11 protein-coding genes are annotated in these 12,564 nt (G+C 49.7%); 8 read left to right on the plus strand and 3 right to left on the minus strand.

Annotated features, from left to right (window positions below; translation table 11 throughout):
- Window positions 1-82 precede the first annotated feature (82 nt).
- Together QP794_RS19965 and glsA are read left to right on the plus strand one after the other, a co-directional pair.
- Window positions 83-565 carry a GNAT family N-acetyltransferase gene (locus QP794_RS19965; protein ID WP_285078600.1) on the plus strand — a complete coding sequence of 161 codons (483 nt, stop codon included), beginning with the start codon at window positions 83-85 and terminating at the stop codon, window positions 563-565.
- A gap of 114 nt (window positions 566-679) precedes the next feature.
- Window positions 680-1,621: a glutaminase A gene (gene glsA, locus QP794_RS19970; RefSeq protein ID WP_285078601.1), complete on the plus strand. Its 942-nt coding sequence runs from the start codon at window positions 680-682 to the stop codon at window positions 1,619-1,621.
- Here the strand turns inward: glsA and QP794_RS19975 are convergent.
- The 3 genes from QP794_RS19975 to QP794_RS19985 are packed head-to-tail and all read right to left on the minus strand — an operon-like array spanning window position 1,613 to window position 3,410.
- Entirely contained in the window at window positions 1,613-1,795 is a 183-nt protein-coding gene (locus QP794_RS19975) for a hypothetical protein (RefSeq protein WP_285078602.1), read from the minus strand. The genes glsA and QP794_RS19975 overlap by 9 nt on opposite strands.
- 32 nt (window positions 1,796-1,827) lie before the next feature.
- Window positions 1,828-2,169 (minus strand): YolD-like family protein, encoded by a 342-nt coding sequence (locus QP794_RS19980; RefSeq protein ID WP_285078603.1) that lies wholly within the window; start codon window positions 2,167-2,169, stop codon window positions 1,828-1,830.
- Window positions 2,166-3,410, minus strand: a complete 1,245-nt coding sequence (locus QP794_RS19985) for a DNA polymerase IV (protein WP_285078604.1) — start codon at window positions 3,408-3,410, stop codon at window positions 2,166-2,168. The genes QP794_RS19980 and QP794_RS19985 overlap by 4 nt, the downstream gene beginning before the upstream one ends.
- A gap of 859 nt (window positions 3,411-4,269) precedes the next feature.
- Between QP794_RS19985 and QP794_RS19990 the strand changes: the two genes are divergently transcribed.
- The 6 genes from QP794_RS19990 to QP794_RS20015 all read left to right on the plus strand — a co-directional run bounded on the left by QP794_RS19990 (window position 4,270) and on the right by QP794_RS20015 (window position 12,459).
- On the plus strand, window positions 4,270-6,495 hold the full coding sequence (locus QP794_RS19990; RefSeq protein ID WP_285078605.1) for a hypothetical protein: 2,226 nt from the start codon (window positions 4,270-4,272) through the stop codon (window positions 6,493-6,495).
- A 26-nt stretch (window positions 6,496-6,521) separates the two neighbouring features.
- Window positions 6,522-7,733 carry a HEAT repeat domain-containing protein gene (locus tag QP794_RS19995; protein WP_285078606.1) on the plus strand — a complete coding sequence of 404 codons (1,212 nt, stop codon included), beginning with the start codon at window positions 6,522-6,524 and terminating at the stop codon, window positions 7,731-7,733.
- A gap of 22 nt (window positions 7,734-7,755) precedes the next feature.
- Window positions 7,756-9,153, plus strand: a complete 1,398-nt coding sequence (locus tag QP794_RS20000) for a glycosyltransferase family 2 protein (RefSeq protein ID WP_179132809.1) — start codon at window positions 7,756-7,758, stop codon at window positions 9,151-9,153.
- A gap of 68 nt (window positions 9,154-9,221) precedes the next feature.
- On the plus strand, window positions 9,222-10,025 hold the full coding sequence (locus QP794_RS20005) for a response regulator transcription factor (protein WP_079349530.1): 804 nt from the start codon (window positions 9,222-9,224) through the stop codon (window positions 10,023-10,025).
- Window positions 10,026-10,159: 134 nt separating this feature from the next.
- Window positions 10,160-11,527 (plus strand): nucleotide sugar dehydrogenase, encoded by a 1,368-nt coding sequence (locus QP794_RS20010; RefSeq protein ID WP_024631090.1) that lies wholly within the window; start codon window positions 10,160-10,162, stop codon window positions 11,525-11,527.
- 8 nt (window positions 11,528-11,535) lie between these two features.
- Window positions 11,536-12,459, plus strand: coding sequence for a hypothetical protein (locus QP794_RS20015; RefSeq protein ID WP_285078607.1), 924 nt, complete (start codon window positions 11,536-11,538; stop codon window positions 12,457-12,459).
- Window positions 12,460-12,564 lie beyond the last annotated feature (105 nt).

The raw sequence follows: 12,564 nt of genomic DNA on the forward strand, positions 1-12,564 counted from the left end.
ATGCATACTTTGCTTCTGGTATACTCTAGGTGAAATCAAAAGAGCAAGTTCTTGTTAGCCATTTAGAGGAGGTATGTCCGTCATGAATTTCTTGAAATATGCATCATCTGATTTTGCTGATTATTATGCTCTTGTGTCCAATATTGAAGTTATGCAACAAATTACCGAACGTGCTCTGCCTGAGCATGAAGCTACAGCGGAATTTGAATCCATGCTGAATTATAATCAGGGGAATGACTGCGGATATTATCGCATATCCGGTGAAGACGGGGTAGGGATGGCCTACGCTAAACTGATCCCAGATGAATCCGATCCATCCCGGGCGGAAATGGGTTATATGATTCTGCCTGAATACTGGGGGAAAGGACACGGGACTTCTATTGCAGCTCGGCTGATTATTCAGGCACAGGCGGCAGGGATTGCTGTACTCTATGCGGTTATCGATCCGTCCAATGCGGCATCCCGTCAAATATTGCTCAGACAGAACTTTGTATCCACATGGGTGGGGGATTATGAGGGATTACCTGGCGAGATTCTGGAGCTGAATCTTCAGGTGAAGCGCTAAGGGATCAGGCTTGCGGGTAATACATACTATCCCGGGCATTTTGCATCACTTCGATGGGAACTCATCATTCGAAAGCATGCGAAATGCTCATACAGAGATTTGGAGGAGATGGAGATGAGTAATGCTGCAATGGAACAATTGAATTTATTGCTGCCGGAATGGCTGGAGACCAGCCGTTTGCACACCGGACAGGGGAAAGTAGCTTCTTATATTCCCGAGTTGTTCAAGGCTTCGCAGGACGAACTGGGTATACATATCATGAACGCCGAAGGCAATCATGTGTCAGCCGGAGATTGTGGTATCCCGTTTACGATGCAAAGTATCTCCAAGGTATTTACACTTATTCTGGCTCTGATGGATCATGGGGAGGAAGCGGTCTTCTTTAATGTAGGAAAAGAACCTACCGGGGATGATTATGATTCCATGATCAAGCTCGAACTAGTGGAACCGGGCATTCCGTTTAATCCATTGATCAATGCGGGCGCGATTACGGTATCATCCCTGATTGGCGGGGATTGCAAAGAGGAGAAGTCCCGGCGCATTTTGGAATTTTTCCGTAAGCTGGCGAATAATGATCGACTGGACTACAACGAAGCGGTATATCGGTCCGAATGGGAAACAGGCCATCTGAACCGCTCGCTTGGTTATTTTCTGAAGCACAATGGTGTACTCAAGGATGATGTTGAAGATGTGCTTGCCGTCTATTTCCGCCATTGCTCCATCGAGGTGACTTGTGCTGACCTGGCCCGTATGGCACTGGTGCTTGCTTATGACGGGACAGATCCCATCACCGGAAATGAGCTTATTCCTCGTCGTTATGTACAGATTGCCAAAACGTTCATGACCACCTGCGGTATGTATAATGCATCCGGCGAATTTGCGATTCAGGTCGGACTGCCTGCCAAGAGTGGAGTGTCCGGTGGAATACTGACCCTGGTTCCAGGACAGTTTGGCATCGGTCTTGTAGGTCCGGCTCTGAATCGGAAAGGAAACAGCATTGCAGGCGTGCATCTGCTCGAGCGTCTTTCCAAGGAATTTGACTGGAGTTTATTCTAATGAAGTCACCTTTGAAGTCATCTCTTTATCCTCCTGAGTAGTCGATGAATCACCAATCCGTCCTTTTGCTTCTTTGGAACGAAATGCCCCATGTGGATATGGCTTGTCGGCTGCTTCAGTCCTGCAACAGGGTGTGTAGGAAAACGGTCCTGCATGGCAACGGCCATGCTGCATCTATACCGGTGTACCCGCAATGCCAGCCCGCATCATTCATTCGCGAGTACCACATCTGAAATGAGATTCATCTGAATGTCCCGGGTCCCGCTCTCCATCAGCAGCTTAAGGGTACGGGCAGGGGAGTCCAATCGGAGCACCTGTCCGGTAAAGCGGATATCATCATGTTCATGGAACAGGGTGATGGTGACAGCATCCCCGAGCACCATCGAGTTACTAAGCAAACGGGACATTTCTTCCGCTGCCTGGGCATCCAGGGATGGACGGGTACGGGGAGCGAGCTGCTCCTGATGAATGATATAGGCCTCCCGGTGTTCGGGAAGCATCATGCGCGAGGACTCAAAGATTCCGTTTTGCTGCAATTTTTTACTCATTTATAGTGACCTCCAATTTTATGAGAACGGTCCTGTGCCTGTGCGGACGAGCAGAGCGAGGAGGCCCGCATAATCGCGGTATCTCCGAACTTGCGCTTGATGTCATCCGTGGCGCGTTCCAGTTCTCTTTTACGTTCACGGTCATCGAACCAGGATAGCTGTACTTCGGAATCGGGCACGAGTCCGGTCAATGACACGCTGATGCGGCGAATGGGTAATCCGTCCCAATGGCGCAGAAACAGAGCAGCTGCCGCATCGTATACTTCATCGGTGATGTTGGTAGGTTCATTCACCTTCATCTGGCGGGAGAAGCCGGTTGGACGATCATAATCCTGCCCCCGACATCCTACAGAGACGACATTACCCATGAGCGATTTGTCCCGGGAACGCCGGCTGACCAGCTCTGCCAGTTCAAGCAGTACCACCTTGATGTCTGCCCACGATTCATAGTCCCGAGGCAATGTCATCTGATGTCCAATGCCCTGCTGCTGGTGAGCATATGTCCCGGGTTTGACCGGAGAATCATCGATCCCACGGGCAATACGCCACAATACCTCACCGTTTACCCCCCAACGCTCTCTCAGCCGGGACAACGGAGTCTGCGCCAGATCACCGATCGTATGAACCCCCATCTTGTAGAGATGCTGCGCCATTCGGGAACCGACCATAAACATGTCTCGAACAGGTTTATTCCACAGCGTTTTCTGCATGTCCTTGCGGGGCAGTGTATAGATACCTCCCGGGACTTTTTTGGCATACAGGTCACAGGCCATCTTGCTAACAACCTTGGTGTCGCTGATGCCAACGCGGATATAGACGCCAGTCTCTTCCATGACCCTGTCCTGAATGCTGCGGGCAATGGTTTCAGGGCTGCCGAACAGATCCAAACTTCCGGTGACATCGAGAAACTGCTCATCAATACTATACGGTTCAACCAGATCGGTATAGGACTGAAGGATACGGGTAATGTGTAGGGAAACACGAATATATTCAGCCATCCGGGGACGAATGACGACAACATCGGGGCATTTGGCGAGAGCCTCACCCAGCCGTTCTGCTGTAGTAATTCCATAGGACTTGGCGAGTGGGCAGGCTGCCAGAATAATACCCGAACGGCGTGCAGGATCTCCCGCAACAACAAGCGGACGGTCTCTGTATTCGGGATGTGCAGACTTCTCTACACTGGCATAAAACGACTGGCAATCGGCCAGCATAATGACACGTCCGTCTTTGCGGGGCATAGTACTTCTCTCCTTTTACTCATAAATCGGCTACTTCTGTACAACGATGGAACTCATTCAGCCAACGTTATTTTACAGTTTACTTACAGTATGGAACAAGTGTTCCTGTTTTATAAGCATATCTGACAATGTCAGATGCGGCAACCGGAATTATTTTGCAAATTGGACACAATTATTGAACGGACCTAATAGAGTCAAAATTTAGGAAATAAGATGTATTTTTTTACATTTCGTGTAAGAGATCCGTGACTTCCGGGTGATGACCGGGTGTTCATACAGCTTTATGTAAAAGTAATATAAATGGGCACAGTCCTATAAGGGGGGACTGATGTCCTTTTTTCATTTTCTGCACTTTTCAGAAAACCTTGATAGGGCGCGGGTTTTCAAGGATACGTTATCGGACTATAGTATCAATTTTGTAATCTTTATGGTTAATACTGTAAAAATGTCCGCAACTTTAAAATATCATTAGCGTTTAATGGGGTAAGCGTTCAAGCGGAAACAGATCTCACAATCCGCGTTGCATATAACAATAACGGGTAGAGATGTGCAAGGCTGGAAGAACCTCAAACGGACGGTTAAAGTAGCCTATATTCGTGTTCATGGAGGATAAGGGCCGGAAGGTCACCTGGATGCTAGTTGATGGTGCTTTTTACGAATTATGGGCAGAATGTTGCAGTTTACGTTTGCTTCCATCAGCCTAGTTACAAATGCAGAGACTTAGAGCTATAGTGAGAACACACCGCTGACATCTCTACCCAAAGCGGACATCCGAAGCGGGATTCCCCGCATACCTTCATGTCATTCAAGATCTGAACTGAAGCAGGATGCATACTAGAGAGGTGAGCAAGTAAGAACCATGAGCAGACGAAGACGTAAGCGCTGGTTGTTGACGATGTTGACCGGAGCGGCCGTAGTGACGGGAGGAATATTTGCCGGCTGGCACTACATGCAACCTCAACTGGTTACGTACACAGCGGAGAACGGTACGGAGATGAAATTCAGAACCGATGGAGACCGGTTCATGGAATATGGACCCGATGGCACATGGCGGGAGATGTTCGTCAAAGGGGTAAACCTGGGCGCAACATCACCGGGACATTACCCGGGCGAATTTCCGTTGACCAAAGAGGATTACTTGAGGTGGTTCCAGCAGATTGAGGATCTTGGAGCCAATGTGATCCGGGTGTATACGGTGCATGAGCCGATTTTTTACACAGCATTGGTTGATTATAATCGCGGCAGGGAGCAACCGTTATATTTTATACAGGGCATATGGTCGCCGGAAGAAGAACTGATTGAGAAGCAGGATGCCTATGCTGACTCTATTGAGCAGACGTTCAAGCAGGAGATTGAAAAGGCGGTATCCGCTGTATATGGCGATGCGGACATTCCCGATAAACCGGGCGAGTCAAGCGGTAAATACAAGACGAATGCCGGGAAATACCTGATGGCTTGGCATGTGGGTACCGAGTGGGACCCTTCGATGGTGAACAACACGAATGAGAGCCATCCCGATGTGCCGCAGTATAAGGGCGTTCATTTTTCGGGGACGCAGGATGCATCTCCGTTTGAAAATTGGCTGGCCGAGCTGCTGGACTATACCGCTGTATTGGAGAAGAAATACGGATGGGAGCATCCGATGACCTTCACCAACTGGGTAACTACTGACGTGTTGGATCATCCGGGCGAGCCGCTATTCGAGGAGGATCTGGTCAGTGTAGATGCACGCCATATTCAACCGGAAGAGTGGCAGGGTGGATATTTTGCAGCATACCATGTGTACCCTTATTACCCGGATTTGTTCCACACGGACCAGACACTTCAGACCATCAAGGACGAGAACGGCGAGTACAACACGTACAAAAGTTATCTACGCAAGCTCAAAGCCGAGTTTTCCGATATGCCTGTAATGGTTACAGAGTACGGTGTACCGTCTTCGCTGGGAATTTCCCATCTGGGTATGGGAGGCCGGGATCAGGGCGGACATAACGAGGTGGAGCAAGGAGAAATCGACGCATCGCTGACTCAGGATATTTATGACGAAGGGTATGCGGGAGCGATTTTGTTCATGTGGCAGGATGAGTGGTTCAAGAAAACCTGGAACACAATGCCGTTGGAAATTCCAGCTGATCGGCGTGCCTACTGGTTGAACGTGCTGACGAATGAGAAAATGTTTGGTCTGCTCGCCATGGACCCTGGTAAACAGGAACAGCTAACCATAGACGGTAAACTGGATGACTGGAATGCGCTGAAGAAGGAAGAGGTCACCGTCTGGCAAGGCAAGGTCGATGGCATCAAGGAAATGAAGATGACTCATGATGAAGCATACCTGTACATCGGCATGACGCTGGATCAGCCTTTTGACCCGGATCAGACCTTGCTGCGCATTGGAACGAATACACTGGATGGTGGAAATCAGCCAGGTACGAGGCTTCCGGATCGAACACTCAGTGATGGTCTTGAAACGGTGATCACACTGGGACAGGATGCTGAATCGCAAGTGGAGATCGCCAAAGACTATGACTTTAACCAGCGGCTTTATGGCAAGGACGGTTACGGGATGCTGCCGGAAGAGCAAAAGAATGCAGCAGATCCATTCCATCCATGGAATCTGGCGGTCAGCCTGCGGATGACCCCACCGGATACCCGATCTGCCCAACCGTTCATGAATGAAACAGTGGGTACATTGAAGCGGGGAACGACAGCTCCGGATCAGTCCGATACCGATTCGTTAACCGCCTGGCAATATAACGGTAATCAGGTTGAGATGCGTATTCCCTGGATGCTGCTTGGATTCGGTGACCCAAGTTCACTGCAAGCGATCAAGTATGGTGCGCTGAAGGGTGGACGGGAATTCGAAACGGTCGCAGTCAAGGGCGTCACTCTGGTTCCGTGGCTAATGGATCGTTCTACTGGAGATATCTCTTGGCCCGGTGGTGAACAGAAGGTACTGGATGTGAAGACATTGCCTGTATACAGCTGGCAGCCATGGGAGCAAGTACAGTACAGTGAGCGACTGAAACTGAGCTACGAGGAAATGCAGAAACGGTATGAACAAATTCCAAGTTTTCAGACCGAATAAATGAGTATAAAGGAGGACCTTTTCACATGTTTCCGAATTTGGCTTTGGCTTATCTATTTCTATACATCTGTACAGCGCTCGTCGTTGTGGGGGTGATCCTGCTGTTTGCCATGAAAATGTCCCACAACGGCAAACGGCGCAAGATTGAATTTTATAAATTAAAACAGCGTGATTACTTTACGTATCTCCAGACGGCGCTGACAGAGGACAGTCCGCTGCGATTGCCACCTGGGAAGCTGGCTCGGCTCGAGCGCCGGGTCATTCAGAGCAAGCTTATTGAATGGATTGATCAGTTCAAGGGAGAGTATCGCAACAAATTGATTGTACTCTGCCGTGAAGCTGGATTTGTAGAGCAAGATCTGAAGGAACTGAGCCGCATTCGTTACGGACGCCAAATTGATGCGGCTTATCGATTGGGCGGCATGCGTTGTCCAGAGGCTGTTCCAGGTTTGATGGAATTGCTTAAGGATGAGAAGCCGGGTCCGATGGCGATTATGATTGGTCGTTCGATCGCAAGATGTACCACCCGCCAGGGTGAACTGAAAGACATGCTCGCGCTGCTGTTAACCAAAGGAAAATCGATTCATCATCTGGCAGCAGATATTTTGCTCGAAACCAGTCTGGATACAAGCCGAATTCTCATTGAATTGCTGGAAGACCGCAATCCTGACTTTGTCAAAGTGGGACTTGTAGCGATGTGGGGACAGGCTGTACCGGAAGTGATGCCAGCACTCGACAGACTCGTAGGTGCAGAACATCAGGATGTACGGGCAGAAGCGGTGAAGCTGTATCTCAGCGCAAGTCCGGCACTTCAGGACGAGACCATTCTGAAGCTTATGCAGGATTCGGACCCGGAGGTGCGTGCCGAAGTGGTTCTGGCGCTCGGTTCGAAACATGCGGCAGGCAGCATTCCACTGCTGCGCAAAGCGCTGCGTGACGAAGACTGGGGTGTACGCTATAACAGTGCAGAGAGCCTGAGCAAGTTGGGCGAACCGGGATTTGAAGCCTTGTGTCAGGCCGCCGTGCAGGGTACAGGTGCTGAAAGAGAGATTGCCATGCAACAGATTGAGAGCACGATGCAGCACTCAGGAACAGACCACAAAGCCGTTGACCAGATGATTGCACATAACAAAAAAAGGCTGCTGTATGATCGGTACTTCGGTCCCGTACGCGGGAACCGGACAATAAGCAAGAAACGTACAGGTGTGGCTGCGGTAGGAGGGGATTACACTGCTTAGAGATCTACTATTAATCTATGGCATGGTCGCAATCTACTATGTCGTTGCTGTAAATACGCTCTATTTTTCCATTCTGGCCTTATCATTCCGCAATATTTGGACGATCTTCAGGCGGTCGCACTATTCCAAATACAATACGTTATCGGGCTCGGAACTCGTACCATCGGTTTCCTTGCTGGTGCCTGCATACAACGAGGAACTGACGATTATTGAAAATGTGAACTGCCTGATGACGCTGAATTATCCAACATATGAGGTCATCGTGGTGAATGATGGCTCCAGCGATACCACCTTAAAGGTGTTGCTGGAAGAATATCGACTTAAGCCAGTACCGAACACGAAGATCCGGGGCAAGATTTCCTGTCAGAAAATACGCGGGATCTACCACAATCCGGAATTCCCGGACCTGTATGTCATTGATAAGGAAAACGGCGGGAAGGCCGATTCCCTCAATGCTGGAATCAACCTGTCTCATTACCCGCTGATCTCTTCGATTGATGCCGACTCTTTGCTGGAGAAGGATGCCCTGATTCGCATGGCTCGCATGTATATGGAGAATCCGGAAGAGACGGTTGCTATTGGCGGGGATGTACGGATAGCTAACGGCTGCAAAATCGAAAACGGGGCAGTGCAGGACGTTTCACTGCCTCGTAAGATTTGGCCGATGTTCCAGTCCATCGAGTATCTCAAAGCTTTTCTCGGCGGACGGATCGGCTGGAGTCACATGAATGGTCTGATTATCGTCTCAGGTGCCTTCGGTATGTTCCGCAAGGATGCGGTTATCGCCGTTGGGGGATACCGGGACGGTTATCCGGGTGAAGACATGAACATTATCATCAAGCTTCACCGTTATATGCTGGAGAACAAATTGAAATACCGCGTAGCCTTCTGCCCTGAGGCCGTGTGCTGGACACAGGCGCCGGATTCCTACCGGATCTTGTCCAGTCAGCGCAAGCGCTGGGGACGCGGAAATCTGAAGAACATGCTTGAGAACCGCGGCATGTTGTTCAACCCGAAATATAAAGTCATGGGCATGCTGACCATGCCGTACAACATCCTTTTTGAAGCGCTGAATCCGTATTTCCGTATTACCGGACTTCTCGCTCTCACGGGATATGTACTAATGGATATGACCCAGTGGCCGATACTTGTGCTCTTTGGATCGCTCAACATTGTGAGTGGTTATCTGCTCAGTGTGGGAGCTCTTGTGCTCGAGGAAATTGCATTCAAGCGGTATAACAAGCTGTCCGATCTGGTCAAAATGCTGTTCTACTCCGCTCTGAAATTCGTCGGCTATCATCAGCTTGGCGTGCTGTGGAGATTGCAGGGGCACATTCAGTTCATGCAAAAAAACAATTCATGGGGTACCATGACACGCCAGAGCTGGTCCGAGGAAGAGAAAACAAGCGAGGCGGCCTAAGCACAGCGTAATCAAAGTAATACAGCAGAAACAATATAGATAACCGAGGGAGAAGGGTGGAAAAGAACATGCCAAATACGGCGACATTGCAGCGTGAGGCTGCCGTTAATGTGTACCGCAGTGTAGAACAGGGATTGAAGGAAACGGGTGCCGAAACATGCGGCTTAATGTTCATCCATTGTGCAGGGCAGTCTCAGCCGGAGCAGCAGGTCAGGACACATCTGGAGCAGACCGGTGAGTCTGCGTTTCAGGTGTGGGTGGATGGAGCCACACAGGCGATAGCTGTCCTGCTGCCAGGGTTGACACTGGATGAGGTTCATTATGAGGGGCTTCGCATCAAGCATGAACTGCAGGAGACGGTACCTGGTGCCGATCCGCAAATCACGCTGGCAAGTTTCCCGGCAGGTGAGCGTCCTTCCAAGGCAACCATTCAACATATGGCTGAGTCCGCGAAGCTGGTAGACCCGTCGGAGATTCATATCTACACGCTGGACAAGACGGCAGACGAGCCGGAACGAATTTTGATTGTGGACAACGATCCGACGGTACGCGAGTTTCTGCAATTGCGGCTGAAGATGCAAGGGTATGAAACCTATGAAGCGGTGGATGGGCTGGCTGCATTGGAGCTGATTGAGAAAATCACGCCCGATCTGGTGCTGACCGAATTGAATCTGTATGGCATTGATGGCCTGCCGTTCATTCAACATATCCAGAACCTTGATGTGGAGCAGCCGCCCAAAATCGTCGTTTTGACGGAGCAGCGTGTAGAACAGACGATCAGCCAATGCTTCCGCAGCGGGGTCGATGATTATATGACCAAACCGTTCTCACCTGTGGAGCTGGATGCCCGAATCAGGCGTTGCCTGCATTAGACGCAATCACCAGCACAACCAGGAGAGACAGTAGCCTGTTAATCTCGATCAAAACAAATAAGAACATTTACAGACAAACATCTATCAAATGGATTCGTCAATCAACCAAACAAATACACTTTGGAGGGAATATCATGGAGAATCAACAATTCCACACATTACTGAATGCGATTGAAAATAAAGAAGCGGTGCTCGGCGTGGTCGGGCTCGGTTACGTAGGGTTACCACTTGCGGTGGAAATGGTTAATCAGGGTTTCACGGTAATCGGAATTGATCTGGATGCATCCAAAGTGGAGAGCATCTATCAGGGAGATTCCTATATTCACGACATTTCGTCCGAGGAATTGAAAAAAGTAATGCAAAGCGGCCGCTTCCAGCCAACAACGGACTACAGCATGCTGCGCGTGATCGACGCACTGAGCATCTGCGTACCTACACCGCTTAGTGAAAACCAGGACCCGGATACGTCTTATATCGAGACGGTTGTGGATCAGATCAAACTGCACATGAAACCAGGTATGCTGATTACGCTGGAGAGCACCACTTATCCAGGTACAACCGAAGAACTGATTCAGGATGAGCTGGACAAGATCGGACAAGAAGCAGGAAAAGATTACTTCCTGTGCTTCTCGCCTGAACGTGTAGACCCGTCCAACGGACGATTCACTACCTTTAATACACCGAAAGTAATCGGTGGAACAACGGAAGCTTGCCTCAAGCTGGGAACAGCATTGTACAGCAAATACGTTGAAACGGTTGTACCTGTATCTTCGCCAAAAGTGGCTGAAATGTCCAAACTGCTGGAAAATACGTTCCGCAGCGTAAACATTGCCTTTGTTAATGAAATGGCGATGATGTGTGATCGTATGGGCATCGATATCTGGGAAGTTATCGACGCAGCTGCGACGAAGCCGTTTGGCTTCATGCCATTCTATCCGGGCCCTGGCATCGGCGGTCACTGCATTCCGCTTGACCCGATGTACTTGTCCTGGAAGGCCAAAGGATTCCGTTTCTACAGCAAATTCATCGAGCTGGCACAATCCACCAATGACAACATGCCATATTATGTACTGAACAAAACATCTACGATCCTGAATGAGTACGCGAAATCCGTACGTAAATCCAACATTCTGTTGCTCGGTATGTCGTACAAGCCGAATATTGCCGATTTGCGTGAATCTCCTGGACTGGAAGTCTATGAACTGTTCAAGGAAGGTGGAGCCAATGTCAGCTATTATGATCCACATGCTGAATCGTTCCTGGACAAGCATGGAGAGACGGTATATAGCGAAGTGTTCAACCTTGAGCAGTTCAAGAAGTACGATTGCATCGTGCTGATCACCAACCACAGCGATTTGCCTTACTTTGATATTGCCGAGATGGGTGTGCCGATTCTGGATACACGTAATGCGTTCAAAACGTACACACATCCGCACATTTACAAGATTGGTCATTCGGTACAGCACCCTGTGCTTGAGCCAAGTGAAGCGTTGCTCGTCTGAGGAATATAATGAACAAGTGGGGCAAACTGTCGGTGAAGGCAAAATGGGCCATTCTGGCCCTGCTGTTCTGCCTGCTGCTTCTGCCCTGGCTACTCAAATGGTTCTCACATGAGGAACACAAAGCGACCTGGCTGTGGGACGCTTCCATTATTGCAGAGCAGACGCCCGAGATTATCTCCTTCTCCAAAGCACAGGGCGTAGATACCATTTTCCTGCAAATCCAGGACGAGGTTTCGGATGAGACGTACCGCAAATTCATTGCGGCTGCCCGGCAGGCTGAGATCGAAGTGCATGCTCTGAACGGTCATGCAGACTGGGCTTATACGGAGAAGCGGGAAGAGGGACTTGCGTTTATTGAAAAAGTACGAGCCTATAATGCGGCTTCGGCCAAAAATGAACGCTTTGAGGGCATTCAGCTGGATGTGGAGCCTTATCAGCTAAAACGCTGGGAGAACGAGCAGAACAGCGTGATTGCGGAGTGGAGCGACAACATGAAGGCCTGGACCCAAGCCGGATCTGATGCCGGACTGCACATGAGCGCCGCGATCCCTTTCTGGCTGGATGATCGTGAGTCGGCAGAAGGCGGAGATACATTCAGCCGCTGGGTGATCGACCATTTTGATGCAGTAGCCATTATGGCTTATCGTGATAGTGGTCAACAGATGTATGATCTGTCCAAGGAAGAGCTGGACGAAGCGGATGAGCTTGGCAAGAAAGTTTGGGTTGGAGCCGAGCTGGCAGACACGCATGAAGGCGATCATCTAACCTTTTTCAGCAAATCCATCACCAATATGGACGAAGAAATGAAGAAGGTGTTTGATCTTGGCGCTTCTCATTCCTCTTTTGCTGGTGTCGCTGTGCATCATTATGAAGCATGGTATGCGAAGGAAAACGGCATTCCGCTGGCTCGAAAGAGCGAGGAGAAGAAGTAGCAGGAGCATATGCATAGGCATGTGGTTAACAGGAAGATCGTTGTGAATTGTAAATGGGAAAAGGCAGGTCTCCGTCAAGGAGGCTTGCCTTTTTGCTTTGGGTAG

The organism is Paenibacillus sp. UMB7766-LJ446 (assembly GCF_030226665.1).
GTDB classification, from domain to species: Bacteria; Bacillota; Bacilli; order Paenibacillales; family Paenibacillaceae; genus Paenibacillus; species Paenibacillus vandeheii.